Origin of the sequence: Shinella agrisoli, assembly GCF_046557955.1 — a bacterium.
In the GTDB taxonomy this organism is placed as follows: domain Bacteria; phylum Pseudomonadota; class Alphaproteobacteria; order Rhizobiales; family Rhizobiaceae; genus Shinella.
Map to the genome: position 1 here is coordinate 20,732 of NZ_JBJIEP010000004.1, position 23,186 is coordinate 43,917.

At 65.8% G+C, this 23,186-nt stretch carries 18 protein-coding genes; 4 read left to right on the forward strand and 14 right to left on the reverse strand.

Going from position 1 to position 23,186, the window contains the following annotated elements:
• Window positions 1–119 precede the first annotated feature (119 nt).
• Entirely contained in the window at window positions 120–1,271 is a 1,152-nt protein-coding gene (locus tag ACIIOY_RS04220) for a coiled-coil domain-containing protein (RefSeq protein WP_411033379.1), read from the forward strand.
• Between the two features lie 72 nt (window positions 1,272–1,343).
• Here the strand turns inward: ACIIOY_RS04220 and ACIIOY_RS04225 are convergent, their stop codons facing one another.
• Both ACIIOY_RS04225 and ACIIOY_RS04230 read right to left on the reverse strand, forming a co-directional pair.
• On the reverse strand, window positions 1,344–2,174 hold the full coding sequence (locus ACIIOY_RS04225) for a TrmH family RNA methyltransferase (protein ID WP_411033380.1): 831 nt from the start codon (window positions 2,172–2,174) through the stop codon (window positions 1,344–1,346).
• A gap of 6 nt (window positions 2,175–2,180) precedes the next feature.
• Window positions 2,181–2,570 carry a hypothetical protein gene (locus ACIIOY_RS04230; protein ID WP_411033381.1) on the reverse strand — a complete coding sequence of 130 codons (390 nt, stop codon included), beginning with the start codon at window positions 2,568–2,570 and terminating at the stop codon, window positions 2,181–2,183.
• 36 nt (window positions 2,571–2,606) lie between these two features.
• Here ACIIOY_RS04230 and ACIIOY_RS04235 point away from each other — a divergent pair, with 36 nt between their 5' ends.
• Both ACIIOY_RS04235 and rpoH read left to right on the forward strand, forming a co-directional pair.
• A complete protein-coding gene (locus ACIIOY_RS04235) occupies window positions 2,607–3,650 on the forward strand; it encodes an RluA family pseudouridine synthase (RefSeq protein ID WP_411033382.1) in 1,044 nt (347 codons plus the stop codon).
• A gap of 240 nt (window positions 3,651–3,890) precedes the next feature.
• The gene (gene rpoH, locus ACIIOY_RS04240) at window positions 3,891–4,796 is read left to right on the forward strand and encodes an RNA polymerase sigma factor RpoH (protein WP_411033383.1); all 906 of its coding nucleotides are present in this window, start codon (window positions 3,891–3,893) and stop codon (window positions 4,794–4,796) included.
• Window positions 4,797–4,891: 95 nt separating this feature from the next.
• Here rpoH and ACIIOY_RS04245 read toward each other — a convergent pair whose 3' ends face one another.
• Both ACIIOY_RS04245 and ACIIOY_RS04250 read right to left on the reverse strand, forming a co-directional pair.
• Entirely contained in the window at window positions 4,892–7,123 is a 2,232-nt protein-coding gene (locus ACIIOY_RS04245) for a hypothetical protein (RefSeq protein ID WP_411033384.1), read from the reverse strand.
• A gap of 69 nt (window positions 7,124–7,192) precedes the next feature.
• On the reverse strand, window positions 7,193–8,497 hold the full coding sequence (locus ACIIOY_RS04250) for an adenylosuccinate synthase (protein ID WP_411033385.1): 1,305 nt from the start codon (window positions 8,495–8,497) through the stop codon (window positions 7,193–7,195).
• A gap of 199 nt (window positions 8,498–8,696) precedes the next feature.
• Here ACIIOY_RS04250 and ACIIOY_RS04255 point away from each other — a divergent pair, with 199 nt between their 5' ends.
• The gene (locus tag ACIIOY_RS04255) at window positions 8,697–9,593 is read left to right on the forward strand and encodes a DMT family transporter (RefSeq protein WP_411033386.1); all 897 of its coding nucleotides are present in this window, start codon (window positions 8,697–8,699) and stop codon (window positions 9,591–9,593) included.
• Window positions 9,594–9,678: 85 nt separating this feature from the next.
• On the opposite strand, the gene serA is transcribed toward ACIIOY_RS04255, so the two are convergent.
• From serA to tolB, 10 genes are all read right to left on the reverse strand, one after another.
• Entirely contained in the window at window positions 9,679–11,274 is a 1,596-nt protein-coding gene (gene serA, locus ACIIOY_RS04260; RefSeq protein ID WP_411033387.1) for a phosphoglycerate dehydrogenase, read from the reverse strand.
• 76 nt (window positions 11,275–11,350) lie between these two features.
• Window positions 11,351–12,532 (reverse strand): phosphoserine transaminase, encoded by a 1,182-nt coding sequence (locus ACIIOY_RS04265; protein ID WP_411033388.1) that lies wholly within the window; start codon window positions 12,530–12,532, stop codon window positions 11,351–11,353.
• A 177-nt stretch (window positions 12,533–12,709) separates the two neighbouring features.
• Window positions 12,710–13,549: an outer membrane protein gene (locus tag ACIIOY_RS04270; RefSeq protein ID WP_411033389.1), complete on the reverse strand. Its 840-nt coding sequence runs from the start codon at window positions 13,547–13,549 to the stop codon at window positions 12,710–12,712.
• Between the two features lie 196 nt (window positions 13,550–13,745).
• A complete protein-coding gene (locus ACIIOY_RS04275; protein WP_411033390.1) occupies window positions 13,746–14,582 on the reverse strand; it encodes an outer membrane protein in 837 nt (278 codons plus the stop codon).
• 241 nt (window positions 14,583–14,823) lie between these two features.
• A complete protein-coding gene (glmM, locus tag ACIIOY_RS04280) occupies window positions 14,824–16,176 on the reverse strand; it encodes a phosphoglucosamine mutase (protein WP_411033391.1) in 1,353 nt (450 codons plus the stop codon).
• Window positions 16,177–16,461: 285 nt separating this feature from the next.
• Window positions 16,462–18,384, reverse strand: coding sequence for an ATP-dependent zinc metalloprotease FtsH (gene ftsH, locus ACIIOY_RS04285; RefSeq protein ID WP_411033392.1), 1,923 nt, complete (start codon window positions 18,382–18,384; stop codon window positions 16,462–16,464).
• Between the two features lie 197 nt (window positions 18,385–18,581).
• Window positions 18,582–19,871 carry a tRNA lysidine(34) synthetase TilS gene (tilS, locus tag ACIIOY_RS04290; protein ID WP_411033393.1) on the reverse strand — a complete coding sequence of 430 codons (1,290 nt, stop codon included), beginning with the start codon at window positions 19,869–19,871 and terminating at the stop codon, window positions 18,582–18,584.
• A 20-nt stretch (window positions 19,872–19,891) separates the two neighbouring features.
• Window positions 19,892–20,890 (reverse strand): tol-pal system protein YbgF, encoded by a 999-nt coding sequence (gene ybgF, locus ACIIOY_RS04295; RefSeq protein ID WP_411033394.1) that lies wholly within the window; start codon window positions 20,888–20,890, stop codon window positions 19,892–19,894.
• A 152-nt stretch (window positions 20,891–21,042) separates the two neighbouring features.
• Window positions 21,043–21,579, reverse strand: a complete 537-nt coding sequence (pal, locus tag ACIIOY_RS04300; RefSeq protein WP_411033395.1) for a peptidoglycan-associated lipoprotein Pal — start codon at window positions 21,577–21,579, stop codon at window positions 21,043–21,045.
• Window positions 21,580–21,822: 243 nt separating this feature from the next.
• Window positions 21,823–23,127: a Tol-Pal system beta propeller repeat protein TolB gene (gene tolB / locus ACIIOY_RS04305; protein ID WP_411033396.1), complete on the reverse strand. Its 1,305-nt coding sequence runs from the start codon at window positions 23,125–23,127 to the stop codon at window positions 21,823–21,825.
• Window positions 23,128–23,186 lie beyond the last annotated feature (59 nt).

The following is a 23,186-nucleotide window of genomic DNA, read 5'->3' on the forward strand; positions in this document are numbered from 1 at the left end:
GTCCGTCAAGTTAACCGAGAGTTGATTTCGCAGGAACGCCCCCTGTGCAAGCTCGAACGAGCCGCTATAGTGCGCTCGTTCGAGACCCGTTTTGGGCCACGTTTGGAACGAGTTGACCTGTGATCGAGTATGCCCTTCTCTTCGCGCTCGGCTTTCTCGCCGCCACGCTGACCGGCCTGCTCGTCGCGCCGGCGATCCAGAAGCGCATCGTCAAGTTCACCGAGGAGCGGATGCGGGCCACCATGCCCCTGAGCCCCCAGGAAGTGCGCGCGCAGAAGGACATGGCGCGTGCCGCCTACGCGGCGGAAAACGCCCGCCTGGCGCAGAGCGTGCGGCGCGAGCGCGAAAAGCATACGTTGGAAAGAGTGAAGAACGAGAAGCTCCTGGCCGAGGCTTCCGCGATCGGCGCGGAAAACGCCGAACTCCATGCGCAGATCGCCGACATGAACATCGAGGCCGGCGACATGCGCTCGGCGCTTCGGCGCGAGGAGATGAAGAGCGAGCAGTTGAGGACGGCGCTCGCGGCTGCCGATCGCGACCTGCGCGCCAGGCTGGCGGACATCGAGGCGCTCAACGGCAGCATCAGCCACCTGCGCGCCGACATCGACAACATGAAGATCGACCTTGCCACCCGCGACACGGCGATGGAGAATCTCAAGAGCCGCGTCGGCAACCTGAAGGACGAGCGGGACAAGCTGCGCGAGGAGCTGAAAGCCTCCAGCGAGAAGGCAAAGTCGCTGGAAATCCGCCTGACGCGCGAGGAGAACCGCGTACGCCAGCTCGAGACGAAGCTGACGCGGGAGCTTGCGGGCAGCGCCGACAAGGACAATGCGATCGAGCGGCGCATCGCGGAAATCAATCGCCTGCGCGAGAAGGTGAAGACGTTGACCGCGGAGAACAAGGAGGCGGTGAAGGCCGCCCGCTCCAACGGATCTGCCAGGACGGGCGCTACGAGCCGGGTTCCCCCCCGCCGTGCGGCGGGGGTGCAGCCCGTGCCCCCCATCGACATAGCCGCATTGGAAGAGGATGCGCGCAACCAGGGGACGGCGCTGACGGAACGCCTGCTTGCCGCCAGGTCCGATGTCAACGATGCGGCGCTGCGCGAAGAGATGGCGGACCTTGCCAGCAAGATGATCGTGCTGACCGCGGCGCGGGAAGGCGCAAGCTCGCCGGTGCACGACCTCATCGCCACCATCGATCCCGCCCTCGACGGCGACGAACGCAGCCTTGCCCAAAGGGTGCGCGAACGGATCGGCCGCGACGAGGCATAGAGCCGGCGGTCATGCGCCCGCCGGCACCGGTGGGAACGCAGCACATCCTACAGACGCCCTGCCCGCGCTCCTTCAGGCGATGCGCCCCGTCGCCAGCGCGATCTGGTAGAGGGCGATGCCGCTCGCCGTCGCGACGTTGAGGCTGTCGAGCCCCGGACGCTGCGGGATGCGCGCGGTGCGGAACGACGACAGGATGGCCTCCGGCAGCCCCTCGCCTTCCGTCCCGAGCACCAGAGCGATGCGCCGCGCCGCCGGGATGGCCGCGACCGGCACCGCGCCGCGCGGCGAAAGCCCCCATATCTCGAAACCCGCCTCCGCCAGCCCGCGCAGCATGGCCTCGGCGGCAAGCCCCTGCGAGAACGGCACCGTCAGCACCGAGCCCACCGACACGCGGATCGCCTTTCGATAGAGCGGGTCGCAGGACGTTTCGTCGAGGAACACCGCATCCGCCCCGAAGGCGGCGGCGTTGCGGAAGATCGAGCCGACATTGTCGTGGTTGGACAGGCCGCAGCCGGCGAGCACGAGGCTCGTTTCCGGCAGGCGGCCGAGAAGCGACGCGCCGATCTCCGCCGCCGGCTTCCGCCCGAGGGCCAGCACGCCGCGATGCATGTTGAAGCCGGCGATCGCATCGAAAACGGCCGCCGAGGCGACATAGACCGGAACGGTCCCGGGAAAGGACGCCAGCACGTCCGCCACGCCGGCAAGCCGGTTCTCGAGAAGCAAGATGGCCTCGGCGGCAAAGCCGTTCTGCCTCGCCCGCCCCTGCCCGAGCATGCGCAGCACGACGGTGCCTTCGGCGACGAACAGGCCTTCGCGGCCGGTCAGGTCCCGCTCGCGGATCGAGACGAAGCCCGCAATGCGCGGATCGGCGGGATCGTCGATGCGGACCGGTGCTGCCGCCATGCCCAATCAGTTGCCCGCAACGTCGATCTCGGCGACGATCCGGCCGGCGGCGATGTCGAAGAGCAGCGCCTTGCGGGCGCCGTCTGCCATCGCGCCGTAGAACAGGATCTGCCCGCCGGACTGCGACACGGCCGAGACGGCGAAGCCGTCGGGCAGCCGCGCCGTCACCTTGACCGGCGCATCGCTCGGCACGGCGAGCCCGCCGGCGGAAACGGCAGCTTCCGGCTTGCCATCTCGCGCGCTGATCTTATAGACAATGGCCGCGAGCACCGCCATGAACATCAGAAGCATGATGCCGCCCGAGACAAGCTGCAGGCGCATCATCTTGCGACGGACATTCTCCATCACCGGGTCGAGCGGCTTGTCTTCCTGATCGTCGTTTTCGATGTTGGACATGGCAGGCGACCTTCCGGCAATGAGCATAGTTGAACGATGACCGACCCCTTTAAAGAAGCCGACGCCACAAGAAAAGTCCTGACGGCGCCGGAAGGCGCCGAAGGGCGCATCGACGCCTGGCTGGCCGCGACGCTTGCCGGCGACTATTCGCGCAGCCGCATCAAGGCGCTGATCGAGGAAGGCGCGGCAATCGTCAACGGCACGGTCATGACCGAGCCGAAGCGCAAGGTCCATCCCGGAGACGTCATCGAATTCACGATGCCCGCGCCCCGCGACCCGGAGCCGAAAGGCGAGGACATCCCGCTTGAGGTGCTCTACGAGGACGAGGACCTCATCGTGCTCGTCAAGCCCGCCGGCCTCGTCGTGCACCCCGCCGTCGGCAACTGGACCGGCACGCTCGTCAACGCCCTCATCCACCATTGCGGGGCGAGCCTTTCCGGCATCGGCGGCGTGCGCCGCCCCGGCATCGTCCACCGGCTGGACAAGGAGACGAGCGGCGTCATGGTCGTCGCCAAGAACGACGCAGCCCACCGCCACCTCTCCGACCAGTTCGCCGACCACGGCCGCACCGGCCCGCTGGAGCGCGCCTACCAGGCGATCGTCTGGGGCCGGCCGCGCCAGCTGAAGGGCACGATCGACGCCCCGCTCGGCCGTGGCGCCGACCGGACGAAACGCGCCGTCAAGCGCGAAGACGCGGAGGATGCCCGCGAAGCGATCACCCATTACGAGGTGGTCGAGCGCTATGCCGAGAATGACGACGGCACCAGCCTCGCCTCGCTGGTGGAATGCCACCTCGAAACCGGCCGCACCCACCAGATCCGCGTGCACATGGCCCATATCGGCCATCCGCTGGTCGGCGACCCGGAATATGGCGCGGCGTTCAAGACCAAGGCCAACCGCCTGCCGGAAGAGGCGCGCAAGGTGGTCAACGGCTTCCGCCGGCAGGCGCTGCACGCCTTCCTCTTGCAGTTCGAGCACCCGACGACCGGTGAGACCATGCATTTCGAGGCGCCGCCGCCGGAGGACATGGAGCGGCTGATCGAGGCGCTGAGAGCCATGGACGGGCCCGAAAGCCCTTGATTTCCGCCCGGCAGGCCCCCACCTTATCGATGTGTCGCACATCCATTCCGCCTTGCCCGCCTTCACGCAGCCGTGAAGCCTGCGGAAGCTTGAACCATTGTTTCGCCATACCTATCTGTAAGATCGTGGGGTCGCCATGACCCACGGGGAGCATGGTTGCTGACGGGGATCCGGTTTTTCAGGATCAAGCTCCGTACCAAGGCTTGCCGGAATGGAAGCCGTCTCAGAAAGGGGTGCTGAATGGCCCGCAATACGCTGCCGTCGATCACGGCCGGAGAAGGTGGTCTCAACCGCTATCTCGATGAAATCCGCAAGTTTCCGATGCTTGAGCCGCAGGAAGAATACATGCTGGCCAAGCGTTATCAGGAGCACGGCGACCGCAACGCCGCGCACAAGCTCGTCACGAGCCACCTTCGCCTCGTGGCGAAGATCGCCATGGGTTATCGCGGCTACGGCCTGCCGATCGGCGAAGTCGTTTCCGAGGGCAATGTCGGCCTGATGCAGGCCGTCAAGAAGTTCGACCCCGAACGCGGCTTCCGCCTTGCGACCTATGCCATGTGGTGGATCAAGGCCTCGATCCAGGAATACATCCTGCGGTCCTGGTCGCTCGTGAAGATGGGCACGACCGCCAACCAGAAGCGGCTTTTCTTCAACCTGCGCCGCATGAAGGGCAAGATCCAGGCCATCGACGACGGCGACCTCAAGCCCGACCAGGTCAAGGAAATCGCGACCAAGCTCAACGTCTCGGAAGACGAGGTCATCTCGATGAACCGCCGCCTTTCCGGCGACGCCTCGCTGAACGCCCCCATCAAGGCGTCCGAAGGCGATTCCGGACAATGGCAGGACTGGCTCGTCGACGACCACGACAGCCAGGAAGAGACGCTGATCGAGCAGGACGAGCTGGAAACGCGCCGCGCCATGCTGGCCCGCGCCATGGGCGTCTTGAACGATCGCGAGCGCCGCATCTTCGAGGCCCGCCGCCTCGCCGAGGACCCGGTGACGCTGGAGGAACTCTCCGCCGAGTTCGACATCAGCCGTGAGCGCGTCCGCCAGATCGAGGTCCGCGCCTTCGAGAAGGTGCAGGACGCCGTCCAGAAATATGCGGCCGAGCAGGCCCGCGCGGTGCGCGTCATAGAAGACGCCTGACCCGCGCCTATCCGTGAGCCGCAAGGCTTCTTCGACAAACTGAAAAAGGCCCGGCAGCAATGCCGGGCCTTTGCTTTAGGCTCTTCAGGGGTGCCTTACTGGCTGTTCGGGTTGCCCGCCGTCTGCCAGGCGCGCATCGCCTTGTCGAAGGCCTCCGCGCCGGCCGTGCCCTTGTCGAGCGTCAGCAGCGCGCGGCGGCCGTTGCGGTAGGTGATCGGAATATCGATCCAGCTGCGCGTGCGCAGCAGGTCGGTGTTCTTGGAGATCGCCTCGGGGAAGTCGTTGAGCGCGATCATATGGAAGTCGTCGGTGATCTTCGCCGGCACGGCGATCAGCGCGTCGCCGCGGTCCTGCTCCGTCCGCTTCATCGCCACGCGCTGCACGCTTTCGATGCCGCCGCCCTCGAAGTTTTCGGGCAAGGAGAAGACGAGCTCGATGAGGTGGCTGGCCGGCAGCGAGCGGTCGGCGTTGCGGCGGAAGGTCACCAATGCCGTCAGCCCCTTCGAAGGCACATTGATCTGCGCCCGCACGACCGGCTCCGGCCTGGCGTCGCCGCCCGGCGACTCCTCGGCGCTCGACCAGGCGACGGTGCCCTCGATCGCCGTCGGCGCCGTCTGGCCGAGGCGTTCCTCGTAGAGGAACATCTTCTGCGTGACGCCGATGGCGCCCGCCTGCTCGCCCGTCCCGGCGGGGTTCTGCGTGTCGGCGGTCGTTGCGTTTCCGGTGCCGGCAGGCGTCTGCGCCGCTCCTTCGGTGCCGGCGACGGGTGTCTGGCCGTTCGTGGTGGCGCCGTCGGTGGCAGCCGTACCGCCTTCGGTTGCCACGCCAGCCGTTTCCGTGGACTGGGCGGCGACGGACTTGCCCTCTTCCGCCGCGCCGCCATCGAGCGCCGGGGCGGGTCCCTCGTCCACTTCCGAACCGTCCGCCAGCAGGCGCTGGGTGAACTTGCCGCTGCCGTTCTGAGTCGCGGCGGCGACCTCGGTATTTCCGCCGGCGCCGGACGTGTTGTCGGTCGTCTGCGCGGTTTCGGACGACGGAGTGGTGTCCGCCGGCAGGTTGCGCCCGCCTTCGGTCGTATCGGTCGTCTGCGGGGTCCCGGACGGCTCGTCCGTCGACGGCGCGGTAAAGGACGCGACCTTCTCGTTGACCCAGTCGTTCACCGCATCGCGGTTGAACCAGTAGGCGGCGCCGGCGCCGCCGACGATCGCGATGAGCGCGAGCGTGGCGGCCAGCGCGCCGAGATTGAGGCGCGACTTACGCGGCTCCGCACGGAAGGATCGTTGCTGCGTGCGGACGGTCTCCGCCGTGACCGTCGATGCGGCTGCGGCAGCGCCGGCGTCCGTCGCGGCCGCAGCCGCGGCAGCGGGCTCCGACTTCGGAACATAGCCCATCAGGTCTTCGAGGTCGTCCCAGTCGCTCTTCTGGGAGGATTGTTCCTGCCCGTTCTCCGGCTGCGACGCCTTCTCTTCCGGCCATTCCCAAGAGAGCGGATCGGAGGTTGCGGCCGCAGCCTCGTCGCGGTTCTCCGCACCGATCGTCACGGCCGCCGCTTCGTTCCAGTCCCATTGCGCTTCGGCGGCGGGCATGCGCGCCTCCGCCACCGGTTCGGCGTCGGGGGCCTCCTCGTCGTGAACCGGATAGACATCAGGCTCGGGCTCGACCGCCTCGACGGTTTCGGCGCCCGCCTCGGCGGCAAGGTCACGCTCCGGCTCATGCCAGGAGGGTACGTAATCGTCCGCAGGCTCGGCTTCCACCTGCCAGGACGGTTCGGTATGGGCTTCGACGGCGACAGGTTCCTCGCGGACAGCCTCTTCCTCGACGGCCGGTTCGGGCACCGGCTGGGCAACAACGGCCTCGGCCACCGGCTCGTCGCCCGCAGGCTCCTCAGCCGCGGGCTCCTCGATGACGGTTTCTTCTGCCGCCGGCTCGTCGGCCGGCGCCTCTTCCGCGCGATGCTCCGCTATGGGCTCGCCTTCGTGCTCGGGCTCCGCCCCGGCAGGTTCGTCTTCCGGCTCCGCGACGGCAACGGGTTCCTCCGCCGCCGGCTCGGCTTGCACGATCTCTTCCTGAGCCACCTCTTCGACGGGCGCGGGCGCGGGCTCCTCGGCGGGCAGCGCCTCGGCATGGTCGCTCTCGACGGCGCTGATCGCCGCTTCGAGCTTGTCGAGCTGGCGCTTCACGAGTTCATCGGAAGGGCGCGGGTTCATGGATTCGAGCTGCCGGCGGACAGCGCCGCGGGCTTTCTCGTAAACCTTCTGCCGCATCTCGGCATTGTTGTCCGAGAGGCCGTCCACGGCCCTCCGAATGACTGCTACAAAATCCGCCATCAGAACTTTCCGTCGTGTCCGCGCGCTATCCTATTGGAATACGTCACGGAACTGGTGTTGAGCTTGAGATTAGTCCTCAAACGGGTCGGTCACAAGTATGGTATCGTCCCGCTCCGGGCTGGTCGACAGCAGGGCGACCGGCGCGCCGATCAGTTCCTCGACCTGACGCACATATTTGATCGCCTGGGCCGGCAGGTCCGCCCAGCTGCGCGCGCCGACGGTCGATTCCTTCCAGCCTTCGAGCGTGATGTAGACCGGCTCGACGCGCGCCTGCTGGCCCTGGCTCGCCGGCAGGTGGTCGATCTCCTTGCCGTCGAGCCTGTAGCCGACGCAGATCTTCAGTTCGTCGAGCCCGTCCAGCACGTCGAGCTTGGTGAGCGCGATGCCGGTGATGCCGTTGGTGGCGACCGACTGGCGCACGAGCGCGGCGTCGAACCAGCCGCAGCGGCGCTTGCGGCCGGTGACCGTGCCGAATTCGTGCCCCCTCTCGCCGAGGAACTGGCCGATCTCGTCGTTGAGCTCCGTCGGGAACGGGCCCTCGCCCACGCGGGTGGTGTAGGCCTTGGTGATGCCGAGGACATAGCCGAGCGAGCCCGGCCCCATGCCGGAACCCGCGGCGGCCTGGCCGGCGACCGTGTTGGACGAGGTGACGAACGGATAGGTGCCGTGGTCGATGTCGAGCAGCGAGCCCTGCGCGCCCTCGAACAGGATGCGCGCGCCGCGGCGGCGCTCCTTGTCGAGCATAAGCCAGACCGTCTCGCGGTAGGGCAGCACGCGCTCGGCCACCGAGGTCAGCTCCTGCATGATCGCCTCATGCGTGACCTCGCTTTCGCCGAGGCCCCGGCGAAGCGCGTTGTGGTGCGTCAGGAGGCGCTCGACCTTGCCCGGCAGCGTGTCGAGGTCGGCAAGGTCCATGATGCGGATGGCCCTGCGGCCGACCTTGTCCTCGTAGGCCGGGCCGATGCCGCGGCGGGTCGTGCCGATCTTCACGCCGGAATTGGAGTTGGAGGCGGCGTCCTCGCGGATGCCGTCGAGCTCGCGGTGCAGCGACAGGATGAGCGTGGCGTTGTCGGCGATGCGCAGGTTTTCCGGCGAGATCTTCACGCCCTGCTTTTCCAGCTTGTCGATCTCGGCGATCAGCGCATGCGGATCGACGACGACGCCGTTGCCGATGACCGCCATTTTGCCGGGCCGGACGACGCCGGAGGGCAGCAGCGACAGCTTGTAGCTCGTGCCGTCGATGACGAGGGTGTGGCCGGCATTGTGACCGCCCTGGAAGCGCACCACGATATCGGCGCGTTCGGAAAGCCAGTCGACAATCTTGCCCTTGCCTTCGTCACCCCATTGCGATCCGATCACCACGACGTTCGTCATTTCAACTTTCCTGTTTTCGCGCTTAAGCGCGTGCGCCTGACTGAAACCCGCGCATCTATACTGTGTTGTCTTTGGGAATGCGACCCTGTTATGACGGCCGCACTCCGGTTTTTGCATGACATTCCGCGGTTTTTCGCCTTATGTGAGGCACCCGCCAGCGCACCTCGCGCGCACCCTTCCACCGTCCGGATATGCCGCATTGAACAGCAGAGCCTATTTCTACCTGTCCGTCACCGCACTTTTCTGGGGCGCGAACTCGGTCGCAGGCAAGCTTGCCGTCGGCCACGTGAGCCCGATGGTGCTGACGACGCTTCGCTGGATCATCGCCCTCGCCGTCATCCTCGTCCTCATGCTGCCGCAGGTGAAACGGGACTGGCCGGTGATCCGCAGGCACTGGCTGCAGCTTCTGCTCTACGGCGTCTTCGGCTTCACCGCCTTCAACGCGCTGCTCTATACGGCGCTCGGCCATACCAGCGCCATCAATGCCGTCATCGAGCAGGCCGGCATTCCGATGCTGATCTTCGTCTTCAACTTCCTGCTCTTCCGCATCCAGGCGTCGCCTGCCCAGATCGCCGGCTTCAGCGTGACCCTGGTCGGGGTGTTGGTAACAGCCGCTCATGGCGAATTCTCGGCGCTTGCGGAGCTTGAATTCAATTTCGGCGATGCCCTGATGCTTCTCGCCTGCATCGTCTATGCCGCCTACACCGTGTCGCTGCGCTGGAAACCGGACCTGCACTGGCAGAGCTTCATCGCCGCCCCCGCTTTCGGCGCGCTCATAAGCGCCATCCCCCTGCTCCTCTGGGAGATTTCACGCGATGCCGCCATCCTGCCGGACGCGACGGGCTGGGCCGTCGTGCTCTATGCCGGCATCTTCCCCTCGCTCCTCTCCCAGGTGCTCTACGTGCGCGGCGTCGAGATGATCGGCGCCAACCGCGCCGGCCTCTTCATCAACGCCATCCCGGTCTTCGGCACCATTCTTTCCGTCTTCCTGATCGGCGAGACGCTTCACGTCTTCCACGTCGTCGCCCTCCTCCTCGTCCTCGGCGGCATCGCGATTGCCGAATGGGGCCGGCCGAAGGAAAAAGCGGCCGAGTGACGCGCGGCAAGACAGGCCGGCAACGAAAAGACCCGCCGGACGATCGATCCGGCAGGCCCTTCCTGTCCGTCTTGGGAGGACGAAGTCAGTCGACGTTGAAGACGAGCGGCTTGACCTGGCGGATCGCCTCATTGGTGCGCAGCTTGTTCAGGACGTCTTCGGAGACGGCCGCATCCACGTAGAGCAGCGCGATCGCGTCGCCCCCCTGCTTGTCGCGGCCGAGCTGGAAGTTGGCGATATTGACGCCCGCCTCGCCGAGCGTCGTGCCGATGAAGCCGATCATGCCCGGAACGTCGGTGTTGGTGATGTAGACCATGTGGCTGCCGACATCCGCATCCAGGTTGATGCCCTTGATCTGGATGAAGCGCGGCTTGCCGTCGGAGAAGACCGTACCGGCAACCGAGCGGGTCTGGTTCGCCGTGGTCACCGTCAGGCGGATATAGCCGTCGAAGACGCCCGACTTGTCGCGCTTGACCTCGGAGAGGATGATGCCCTTTTCCTTGATCATGACCGGCGCCGAGACCATGTTGACGTCCGCGACCTGCGGGCGGATGAGGCCGGCGAGCACCGCGCTCGTCAGCGCCTTGGTGTTCATCGAGGCGGTTGCGCCGTCATAGAGGATCTCGATCTCCTTGATCGCGCTTTCCGTGACTTGGCCGACGAAGGCGCCGAGCACGTCGGCAAGGCGGATGAAGGGCTTCAGGATCGGCGCTTCCTCCGCCGTGATCGAGGGCATGTTGATGGCGTTCGAGACGGCCCCCTTGATCAGGTAGTCGGACATCTGCTCGGCAACCTGGAGCGCGACGTTCTCCTGCGCCTCGGTGGTCGAGGCGCCGAGATGCGGCGTGCACACGACGTTCGGCAGGCCGAAGAGCGGGCTTTCCGTCGCCGGCTCGACCTCGAAGACGTCGAAGCCCGCGCCGGCGACATGGCCGGACTTGATGGCTTCGGCGAGCGCCTTCTCGTCGACGAGGCCGCCGCGGGCGCAATTGACGATGCGCACGCCCCGCTTCGTCTTGGCGAGCGCCTCGGCCGAAAGGATGTTGCGGGTCTTGTCGGTCAGCGGCACGTGCAGCGTGATGAAATCGGCCTGGGCCAAGAGTTCGTCCAGCTCGACCTTGGTCACACCCATCTCCTCGGCGCGCTCCTTGGAAAGGAACGGGTCGTAGGCGATGACGTGCATCTTGAGGCCGATGGCGCGCGAGCAGACGATGGAGCCGATATTGCCGGCGCCGATGACGCCGAGCGTCTTGCCGGTGATCTCGACGCCCATGAACTTCGACTTCTCCCACTTGCCGGCCTGGGTCGAGGTATCGGCGGCGGGAAGCTGGCGGGCGACCGCGAACATCAGCGCGATGGCGTGCTCGGCCGTGGTGATCGAGTTGCCGAAGGGCGTGTTCATGACGATGATGCCGCGGCGCGAGGCGGCCGGGATGTCGACATTGTCGACGCCGATGCCGGCGCGGCCGATCACCTTCAGGTTGGTCGCCGCCGCGATCAGCTTTTCCGTCGCCTTGGTGGCGGAGCGGATGGCAAGGCCGTCATAGTTGCCGATGATCTCGGCGAGCTTTTCCTTGTCCTTGCCGAGCTTCGGCTGGAAATCCACGTCGACGCCGCGGTCGCGAAAGATCTGGACGGCGGTTTCCGAGAGCTCGTCGGATACGAGTACGCGAGGTGCCACGATAGGCCTCCTTCAATAGGTCCGGGGATATGGGATCAAAGCTGGCTTCGCCCGAAGGACGAAGCCGGTCGCGAAATCAGGCCGCAGCCTTGGAAAGCGTCGCCTTCTGGGTCTCGAAGGCCCAGGTGAGCCACGGCATCAGCGCTTCGAGGTCGGCGGTGTCGATCGTGGCGCCGGCCCAGATGCGCAAGCCCGACGGGGCATCGCGATAGGCGCCGATGTCATAGGCGACACCCTCTTTGTCGAGCAGCGAGACGAGGCCCTTGGCGAAGGCGGCTTGCGCATCGGCATCGAGCGCCAGCACGTCCTTGTCGGCAATGGTCAGGCAGACGGACGTGTTGGAACGCGTCGCCGGGTCCCTGGCGAGGTTCTCGATCCAGTCGTTCTGCCCGACGAAATCGAAGATCACCTTGGCATTGGCGTCGGCGCGGGCCATCAGCGCCTTGAGGCCGCCGATCTCCTTCGCCCAGAGGAGCGCATCGATATAGTCCTCGACGCAGAGCATGGAGGGCGTGTTGATCGTCTCGCCCTGGAAGATGCCCTCGATCAGCTTGCCGCCCTTGGTCATGCGGAAGATCTTCGGCATCGGCCAGGCGGGCGTGTAGCTTTCGAGACGCTCGACGGCACGGGGGCTGAGGATGATGACGCCGTGCGCGCCCTCGCCGCCCAAAACCTTCTGCCAGGAGAAGGTGGTGACGTCGAGCTTGGCGAAATCGAGGTCCTGCGCGAAGGCCGCCGAGGTCGCGTCGCAGATGGTAAGGCCCTTGCGGTCTGCCGGGATGAAGTCGGCGTTCGGCACGCGCACGCCCGAGGTCGTGCCGTTCCAGGTGAAGACCACGTCACGATCGAAATCGATCGTGGAAAGGTCGGGCAGGAGGCCGTAGTCGGCCGTGATCTTGCGCACGTCGGGGAGCTTCAGCTCCTTCACGACGTCGGAGACCCAGCCCGAGCCGAAGCTCTCCCAGGCGACCATATCGACGCCGCGGGGCCCGAGCAGCGACCACAGCGCCATCTCGACGGCGCCGGTGTCGGAGGCCGGCACGATGCCGATGCGGTAATCCGCCGGCACTTCCAGGACTTCACGGGTGAGATCGATGGCCTGCTTGAGCTTGGCCTTGCCGATCTTGGCGCGGTGCGAACGGCCGAGCGCGGCATCGGAAAGGGCTTCGAGCGACCAGTCGGGACGCTTCGAGCACGGGCCGGAAGAGAAACGGGTATTGTTCGGACGCACGTCCGGCGGGGTGACGGTCTTCGTCATGATGGCTATCCTTCCAGATAGAAAGCTCCTCGTTGGGGAGGAGTGTCCCGCCGCCGGGAATATGAGAGGAGCCTTCCGGAGTCAAGCAGGTTATGTCGGAAATGAAAAATAATCCGGCGCAACGGAAACGGCGCGCCGGTTGCCCGACGCGCCGCGATAAACCCGATGCACGGCATCTCACCAGGTGGGGATGCGGAAGCCGACGCGGAATTCATGCTTCTGGAAGCCATCGTCGCGGCCCTTGGCGCCGGTCGCGCCCCAGCCCCGTTCCGCCGCGCCATACCGGAACATCCTGCCGCCCGCCGTATCGGAGAAGCGGTAGCCGATGTCGAGCTTGAGCCGTTCCGTGATGTCGACGGTAGCACCGGCCATCAGGGCGTAGGTGAAGCGCCAGCTGTCGTATCCCTCCAGCACGTCTCCACCATAGGCGGTTCCCGAGCAGGCCGCCCCGCCGGAAACGCAGAACGCCTGCGAATTGAGATCGTCCCAGCTGACGCGCGTCACGCCCGCACCGAGGCCGACATAGGGCGTGAAACCGGCGAAGGTGCCGATGTCGATATATCCGTTGGCCATGATGTTGATCGCGCTGTAGTCGGCCCTGTGGTTGAAGCCGCAGCTCGTTCCCGCCGGCTCCGCGCCGCTGCAGGGCGCCGCGATGTTCGAATCGCCGCGAAGATCGCCGCTGAAGAAATCCGTCGTCAGGTCCGCGCGGAAGACGTCGTTGAACTGATAGCCCGCGCCGACGCCATAGGAGAAATCGTCCGAAAAGCGGGCGCTGTCAAAGCTCTCGCGCGAGGCAACCGCCCCGCCCGGCGCGGAGACCGTGTAGTCGGGCTTGCCGCCTTTCGTCCAGCCGGAATAGCCGAGGTCGCCGCGGATGTACCAGCCCTGTGCGACGGCGCTTCCCGAGACATCGATTTCCGGTGCGTTGATGATGTCGATGTCGCTCGCGACGGCGCCCGTTGCAATAAGGCCGGCGACGGCGGCGATGCCAAGCGGTGCGATACGGCGGAACATTTTCTCGATCCTCAGCGACCCGGAACGGCCCGGCGGTTGCGCGACCGGCGCAAGGCCGGCTCGCGCCGCCATACACCGTTGGTTAACCATATTTCTTAAGGAATGAAGAAACCGTTAAAGCCGGGCTCCGCCCCGTTCCCCGGAACGCAAAAGGCCGCCCCGGAGGGCGGCCTTGAAGATGCACCGTGGGCCAATCCTACTTGTAGACCGGCTGCTCGATCGGAATGTCCGCCGGCGGGATGTAAGCCGCCTGTTCGCAGCCGTTGAAGGAATAGCGCAGGCCGGCGCGCGCCTCGTGGCTGTAGAAGCCCTTGTCGGAGCCCGGGCCGCCGTTCAGGTTGTAACCGAACATCTCGCCCTTGGTGACATGGCGGAAACGGTAGCCGACGTCGGCCTTCAGGTTGCAGGTCACATCGATGGAGGCACCGGCCATCAGCGCGTAGGTGAAACGCCAGCTCTTCTTGCCGCGGTGGATGATGGTCGGGTCGCAGTTCGCCGGATTGCCGTTTTCGCACGAGGTATTCTTCAGGTCGCCCCACTTGACGTAGGTCCCGCCGATACCGGCACCGACATAAGGTGTGAAGATGCCGTACTTGCCGATATCCACATAGGCATTGGCGAGCAGGCTGAGGGCCGTCAGCGAGGCGACGTCCCGCGACGTGCAGTTCACGGCGACGCCGCAGCCGCCGGTCGTGGAGCCGTTGAACTTGGACTTGAACATGTAATCGAGCGTCACGTCCGTGCGGAAGTGATCGTTGATCTGGTAGCCGACGCCGCCGCCGATGGTGAAGCCGCTCTTCAGGCGCGCCGTGTCGAAGTCGCGGACGAGGCTGTTCGAGCCCTGGAAATAGTGCGCACCGCGCAGCTTGTTGTAGGACCAGCCCGCATCACCGCGCAGATACCAGCCACCCGTTTCGATGACGGTTTCCTGCACCGGGGCCTCGATGACCTGCGGCTCGTACAAATCGGCCGCATAGCCCGACGTGCTGCCTGTCAGCAGGACGGCTACGACGCCACTCAAAACTTTCCTCATGGCCTCACTCCAATAGGCTTGTGCTTGGCACGCCGGGCACGCCGGTCCCCAAGTCCCTTGATCAGGCATGGATAATGACGAGGAAAGGTTAAGGGCCGATTAACTACAAAAATTTACCGTATCCGTTAATCGCCGTTCACGAATCCGGTACATTACCAAATAAAGTTTCGATTTGGACTTACCGCCAAAAGAAAAGGCCGGAGCAAGGCTCCGGCCTTCTTTGAAGACATTCCGAGGCGGTTCAAGCGGCGTTGCGGACCGAACCGATCACGCTCACAAGCTCGTCCACGATACGCTCCACCTGGGCGCGATCATCGCCTTCCGCCATCACGCGGATCAGCGGCTCGGTGCCGGAAGGACGGATGAGGAGACGGCCGTTCCTGGCAAGCTCGCTCTCCGCGTCCGCGATGGCCTGGCGCACGGCCGCATCTTCCAGCGGCTGGCCGGCCTGCACCCGGACATTCTTCAGCACCTGCGGCACCGGCTCGAAGCGGTTGCAGACCTCGCTCACCGTCTTGCCGCTGCGCTTGACGCAGGCGAGGATCTGGAGCGCTGCGACGAGGCCGTCGCCGGTCGTGCCGAAATCGGACAGCACGATATGGCCGGACTGCTCGCCGCCGACATTGTAGTCATGCTGGCGCATGTGCTCCACGACGTAGCGATCGCCGACCTTGGTGCGCTGGAGGCCGAGGCCCTTGCCGGCAAGGAAGCGTTCGAGGCCGAGATTGGACATGACGGTCGCGACGAGGCCGCTCCCCCGCAGCATGCCGTCCGCCGCCCAGCTCTCGGCGATGACGGCCATCAACTGGTCGCCGTCGATGATCTTGCCGTTCTCGTCGATGATCTGCACGCGATCCGCATCGCCATCGAGGGCGATGCCGATATCGGCACGCACCTCGTGCACCTTGCGCTGCAGCGCGGCCGGATGGGTCGAGCCGCAGTCGAGATTGATGTTGAGGCCGTCCGGCTCGTTGCCGATCGTCACGACATCCGCGCCGAGCTCCCAGAGGGCGGCCGGCGCCACGCGGTAGGCCGCGCCGTTGGCGCAGTCGATCGCGACGCGCAGGCCCTGCAAAGTGACGTCGCGCGGCAGCGTGCGCTTGGCATGCTCGATATAGCGGTCATGGACGCCGTCGATGCGTTTTGCCCGACCGATCTCTGCGGACTTGGCAAGCTGCGCGGTCATGTCCTTCTCGAGCAGGTCCTCGATTTCCATCTCCAACTCGTCGGACAGCTTATAGCCGTCCGGGCCGAAGAGCTTGATGCCGTTGTCGTAGAACGGGTTGTGCGAAGCCGAGATCATGACGCCGATATCGGCGCGCAGCGACCGCGTCAGCATGGCGACGGCCGGGGTCGGGATCGGGCCGAGGACGAAGGCATCGATGCCCGCCGCGGTGAAGCCCGCCACCATGGCGTTTTCCAGCATGTAGCCGGAAAGGCGCGTATCCTTGCCGATCACCACCCGGTGGCGATGGGCGCCGCGGCGGAAGATCGTGCCCACGGCAATGCCGACCCGCATGGCAAGGTCCGGCGTCATCGGAAAGAGATTGGACTGACCCCGGATGCCGTCCGTGCCGAAGTAACGACGTTTCATGTTCGCTCCTGAATCGCTGGTCCTTGCGGCGTTCCACCGCGCCCGGCGCAATACGCGTTCCATCTGCCGCGTCCAAAGTGCCATACATCAGGGCACTGGCAAGGGAAATACTCTAATCCCGCCGCGTAACTTTAACCTTAAGACGCGCAGCATCCGCGCTTCTTTGCCATAAAAGCCGGCCAAGGGCATCAACCGCGAAATCAGAATTCGTTACAGCCCGTTACCGAAAGAAAACGGCCGGGAAGTTCTTCCCGGCCGTTTCGGATATCCATGGGGCACCGGCGCCTATTGCGGCTGCGGCTCCAGGCCGCCTTCCGGCTCGCCGCCCTTCTTGTGGCCGGCCTTCGGAACGGCCGAGCCGCGGTGCGGCGGCGTGTCGTCGCCGAGATCGCGCGAAGGCTTTTCGCCGCGGATGAGCGCCTTGATCTCGTCGCCCGTCAGCGTCTCGTATTCGAGCAGGCCTTCCGCCAGCGCCACGAACTCGTGGTGCTGCTCGGTGATGATGCGCTTGGCTTCCGAATAGGCCTCGTCGATCAGGCGGCGGATCTCGTTGTCGATCTTCTGCGCGGTCGCTTCGGAAACGTTCTTCTGCTGCGCGACCGAATGGCCGAGGAAGACTTCCTGCTGGTTCTCGCCATAGGCGACCTGGCCGAGCTGGTCGGAGAAGCCCCATTGGGTGACCATGGCGCGGGCGAGCTTGGTCGCCTGCTCGATGTCGGACGAGGCGCCGGAGGTGATGTTCTCCTTGCCGAAGGTGACTTCCTCGGCGACGCGGCCGCCCATCATGATGGCGAGGCGCGAGACCATCCACTTGTAGCTCATCGAGTAGCGGTCGCCCTCGGGAAGCTGCATGACCATGCCGAGCGCGCGGCCGCGCGGGATGATCGTCGCCTTGTGCAGCGGGTCGGCGACCGGAACGTTGAGGGCGACGATGGCGTGCCCGGCCTCGTGATAGGCGGTGAGCTTCTTTTCCGCCTCGGTCATGGCCGAGGAACGGCGCTCGGCGCCCATCATGATCTTGTCCTTGGCGTCCTCGAACTCCTGCATGGTGACGAGGCGCTTGTTGCGGCGCGCCGCCATCAGGGCGGCCTCGTTGACGAGGTTCATGAGGTCGGCGCCGGAGAAACCGGGCGTGCCGCGGGCAAGGACCTTGAGGTCGACGTTCGGCGCCAGCGGCACGTTGCGCACATGCACCTTGAGGATGCGCTCGCGGCCGACGATGTCCGGGTTCGGCACGACGACCTGGCGGTCGAAACGGCCGGGACGCAGCAGCGCCGGGTCGAGAACGTCCGGACGGTTGGTCGCGGCGATCAGGATGATGCCCTCGTTGGCCTCGAAGCCGTCCATCTCGACGAGAAGCTGGTTCAGCGTCTGCTCGCGCTCGTCGTTACCGCCGCCGAGGCCCGCGCCGCGATGGCGGCCGACGGCGTCGATCTCGTCGATGAAGATGATGCAGGGCGCGTTCTTCTTGGCCTGTTCGAACATATCGCGGACGCGGCTCGCGCCGACGCCGACGAACATCTCGACGAAGTCCGAACCGGAGATCGTGAAGAAGGGCACGTTCGCCTCGCCCGCCACGGAGCGCGCAAGCAGCGTCTTGCCCGTGCCGGGGGGACCGACGAGCAGCACGCCGCGCGGGATACGGCCGCCGAGGCGCTGGAACTTCTGCGGGTCGCGCAGGAACTCGACGATCTCTTCCAGATCCTGCTTGGCCTCGTCCACGCCGGCAACGTCCGCGAACGTCACGCGGCCATGCGCTTCGGTGAGAAGCTTGGCCTTGGACTTGCCGAAGCCCATCGCGCCGCGCGAGCCACCCTGCATCTGGCGCATGAAGAACAGCCAGACGCCGAGGATGAGCAGCATGGGCAGCAGCGTGCCGATATAGCTGAGGAAGCCGGACGAGCCGTCCGTTTCGGGGCGTGCGCTGACGACGACGTTCTTCGCCTCCAGGCGCTGGACGAGCGTATTGTCGCCATTGGGCGCATAGGTCTGGAAGGTCGCACCGGTTTCGACATAGCTGCCGACGACCTTGTTACCGGTGATGACGACTTCCTTCACCCGGCTCGAGTCCACTTCCTTGAGGAACTGCGAATAGGGGATCTCCCGCGAGCCGGTCTGGGCCGGGCTCGTCTGGAACATGCTGAACAGCGCGATCAGCAGGAGAGCGATAATCGCCCAGAGGGCGAAGTTTCGGAAATTGGGATTCATCGAACTTTCCGGGCACCTTCCCGGCCGGGGTCTCCGGCCGTTTCTTCAACGCCTAACATAGGGTCGCCTTGCGGCCTTGCCAAGGCAAACCACGCGGCCTGCGGGCATTTCTCGAACTATCGTCAACGGCCGGACGCAAAAGCGCATCCGTACCGATGCCTGCCCGCAATTCTACCATAACGCTTCCATGCGCGCCTTCATTCATTCGGCGGATGGACAAACCGCCCGCATCCGACGATATCCGCAAGGGCCTGCGCAATCGGCAGGTCGAAGCGCGGCAGGAAACGGGCATAGGGCGCAATCAGCGGCTCGACGCCCGCCCCGCCTTCCGCCACCTTGCCGCCGTCCTCGAATTTCAGGCACGGCGCTGCCCGGTGCGCCCGCAGCGCGGGACCGCGAAGCCCCCCGCTCTGCCGCCCCGCCTCCTCGCCGCAGGCGGAAACCACGATGGCGCGCGACGTCCGGTTGTGCACGCGGTACCTGCCGTCCCAGGCTCCCTTCCCCTCCGGTGGAAGGGTCATCCCGGCGATGCCGCGGCATTCCCGGTAAAGGTAAAGCCCGTCGCGCCGGCGATCGAACACCACCCGGCCGGCCGTCAGCCGCGACAGTGTGCCGCTGGAAAGGAAGGCCCGCAGACGGTCCGCGGAACGGGCCTCAAGGGTGTGGGTCCGCCCGCCCGCCGTCGCCGCGAGCAAAAGCAGGCCGCGCCAGGCGGCAGGGTCGGACAAGGCGGCTTCGACGGCAGGCGGCGCCATCAGGAAGAGGGAGCCGTCCGCCTGCACACTGCCTGCGAGATAGCCCGCGGCGCGCTGCGCCAGCGAAAGCCTGCCGCCAGGTGCCGGCTCCGGGGCCGGGACACCGTCGCGCGCGCGAACACGTGCCCGCTCGAAGCGCGGATTGCTGTTGCTCGGATCGTCGATCCAGCTTTCGCCCTGCGCGACGAGGAAGGATCGGATCGCCGCCCGGCCGACGCCGAGAAACGGCCGGAGCAGCCAGACGGCGCCATCCAGCAGGACGGCATCCGCCATGCCCGAAAGGCCGATGCCGTCCCGCGACCGCACGGCCCGCATCGCGACGGTCTCGTCCTGGTCGTCGCGCGTATGGGCGGAGAGAACCGCATCCGCCCCCGCCGCCCCGGCAGCTTCGACAAGAAGCTCGTAGCGTTTGGCGCGGGCCGCGGCCTGCAGGCCGGCCTCAGGCTTCGGCCCGGCCCAGCGGCGTGTGGTGTGCGCAATGCCGTGCCGCGCGCAAAGCGCCGCGACCAGGGAGGCCTCCTCGGCCGAACCGGCGCGAAGGCCGTGGTCGACGGTACAGGCCGAAAGGGCGATGTGCGGGTAGCGCCCGGTCGCGGAAAGGGTGGCTAGCGCCACGAGGAGCCCCGTCGAATCGCTGCCGCCGGAAACGGCGATCAGCAGCGTTGCGGGGCTTTTGAAACTCTTGAGCAGGCGGTCGGCTGCCTCGACGACGGGATTTTCCGCGCGGGCCACGGCCTTGGCTCCGTCCGCAATCAGCAGGACAGGCGGCTCTGTTCGGAAGAAACCTTGTTCTTCACGGCCTTCGAGGCATTCGGGTAGCGCTTGTTCACTTCGCGCAGCGTCGCACAGGCGGTTTCGCGGTTGTCGAGCGCGGCAAGCGACATGCCGAGCTTCAGCAGCATTTCCGGCGCCTTCTTCGACTTGCCGAAAGTCTGGTGGGCATTGAGGAAGGTCTTTGCCGCGTCGTTGAAGTTGCCCTGCGAATATTGGGCCTCGCCCAGCCAGAAATTGGCGTCCGCCGCCTTCTCGCCGTTCGGGAAGATGTCGAGGTAGTCGCGGAATTCGCGCTCGGCGAGCTGGTAATCGCCGGAAAGCACATGGCCGTAGGCGGCCTGGTAGAGGTCGTCGGGATTGTCGAGCGAGGCGGTCGACGACTGCGAGGCCTGCGGAAGGCCGCTGTCGACGCCCGGCAGCGCATTGTCGTTGCCGATCGAGGCGCTCTTGTTGTTCAGGTCCGGATTGGTTTCGGCGCCGATCGGATTGCCGTTCTCGTCGAACTTGATGGAGCCGAGTTCCTGCGGCTGCGCGCCGCCGCCCGGCGTGCCGAGCGTTCCGGTTCCGGCGGTATCATCCGCCGGAACCCCGTTCGATGCGATCTGCTGGTCGGCGGTTCCGCCGTTGACAGGCTTGTCGAGTGCGCCGCTCTTGCCGCTGCCCCCGCTCTTGCCACTTTCGAGTTCCTGGAAGCGGTACTCGTTGTCCTCCTGCGTCTTGCGGAGCTGTTCCTGCATCTGCAGGAGCTGGTAGCTCATCTCCTCGATACGCCCGTTGAGGCTGCGGATCTGCTCTTCGAGCTGGCCGACCCGCGGATCCATGGCCTGGGCCAGGACCACGTTGCCGTTGCCGGCCCGTTCGCCCTTGGCTGCGAAAAAGCCGTTCGCCAGTGTCGAAAGCGGCGATGCGCTGATCGGCTCCACCGTGCCTGCTACCGCTGCGAGACTGAGAACGCCTGCCGCGACAAGTTTCTTCATCTATCTTCGTCCTGTTGGTCCCGATTGTGCGCCGAAGCGCTGCCGAAGAGTTTTCCAAATACACTCAAAAAGCAACGGAGTTCGGCCAAAGTGTGTTGAAAAAGGAAAGGCGGCCTCTCGGCCGCCTTTCCATGCCTTCCCCGAGGAAGGGATTACATGCCTGCGCCGCCGAGAACGGTAACGGCGCGGCGGTTCTGCGACCAGCAGGAAATGTCGTCGCAGACGGCCACCGGCTTTTCCTTGCCGTAGGAGATCGTCTTGATGCGGTTTGCCGGAACGCCGCGCGAAGCAAGGTACTGGCGGGTAGCGGCAGCGCGGCGGGCGCCGAGCGCAAGGTTGTATTCGCGCGTGCCGCGTTCGTCGGCATGGCCTTCGACCGTGATCGCGTAGTTCGGATACCGCTGCAGCCACTGGGCCTGACGGTCGAGCGTCGCGGCGGCGTCGGCACGGATCGACGAGGAGTCGGTGTCGAAGAAGATGCGGTCGCCGACGTTCACGGTGAAGTCCTGCTGCGAGCCCGGCGTCGCGGCGCCGGCGCCGCCGTTGAGGCCGAGTTCGCCGGCGCTGTTCGGCAGGTTCTTCTTGGAGGCGCAGCCTGCGAGGGCGAGCGACATGAACAGGGCGATCATCGCCGGGTTGCGGGCGATGGTCTGCATGCGGCCAGCGGCCGGAGTATGAATGCGGCTCATGAGCCGGTCTCCTTGCATCAGTTCTTGCGTCAAGTTCGTTGAAGCGCGGTTTTCAATCAGGGTTGCCAGACTGTAACCGCGGGCGGTTAATCCGCATTCAACGAGTATGGTTAACGATTGCTTGTAAGACCGTCCCCGGCCCCCGTGCATTTCGAATGGAGGCGGGCCTGCCGCGCCGCGCCTTTCGGCCTGATTTACAGGACTTTGCGGCAAGAACGCGGCAGGCCCGCCTCATATATGGTGCTATTCCAGAAGCGGCGACCAGGCCGGATCGGAGGCAAAGCCCTTCGTCTGGATGAGCTGCTCGTTGTAACCGGTGAGGTCGATCGAGTAGATCTGCGGCCCCCCTGCGCCGGCGGCCTGGCGGAAGAACATCAGCACGCGGCCGTTCGGCGCCCAGGTCGGGCCTTCGTTGTGGAAGCCCGTCGTCAGGATGCGCTCGCCCGAGCCGTCCGTCTTCATCACGCCGATGGAGAACTTGCCGCCCGACTGCTTGGTGAAGGCGATGAGGTCGCCGCGCGGAGACCAGACGGGCGTCGAATAGGAACCGTCGCCGAAGGAAATGCGGCGCTGGTTGGAGCCGTCGGCCCCCATCACGTAGAGCTGCGGCTTTCCGCCCCGGTCGCTTTCGAAGACGATCTGCGTGCCGTCCGGCGAATAGGACGGCGAGGTATCGATGGCCGCCGTCGAGGTGAGGCGCGTCGTGGTGCGCGAGCGCAGGTCCATCGTATAGATGTTGGAGTTGCCCTCCTGCTGCAGGCTCATGATGACCTTCTGCCCGTCCGGCGAGAAACGCGGCGAGAAGGTCATGCCCGGAAAGTTGCCGACCACTTCGCGCTGCCCCGTCTCCAGCTGGAGCAGGTAGACGCGCGGCTGGTTGCCCTCGAAGGACATATAGGTGATTTCCTGCCGGTTCGGCGAGAAGCGCGGCGTGAGCACGATGTCGTTGGCGTTCGTGAGCGCGCGCGCATTGGCGCCGTCCTGGTCCATGATGGCGAGCTGGCGCTTGCGCGCATTCTTGGGGCCGCTCTCGGCAACATAGACGATGCGGGTATCGAAGTAGCCCTTTTCGCCGGTCAGCCGCTCATAGATCGCATCGGCAATGATGTGCGCGACGCGGCGCCAGTTTTCCGGCTGGGTGAAGAACTGCTGTCCGGTGAGCTGCTGCCCGGCGAAGGTGTCCCACAGGCGGAATTCGGCGCGAAGACGCCCGTCGCCTTCCTGGGTCACGCGGCCGGTGACGAGGGCCTGCGCATTGATGACCTTCCAGTCGTCGAAGCGCGGCGGCTGATCGGGATTCGAAATCTTCTCGATGAAGGCCTGCTTGTTGACCGGCGCGAAGAGGCCGGAGCGCTTGAGGTCGGCCGCGATCACGTCGGTAATGCGCTGGCCGAGGTCGCCGCCGGCCACGAAATCCGTGACAGCGATCGGAAGCGGCTCGACGTTGCCCTTGTTGATGTTGATTTCCACGAGCGCCCAGGCCTGCGGCAGAGACGCCGCAAGGCCGGTCAGCATGACCAGGAGTCGGAGGAGATTGCGTCTGAACATCTATCTAGGCCTTCCCTAGTTTATACCAAGTCTCGATGATAGGAGCCCGCGGGTCTGCG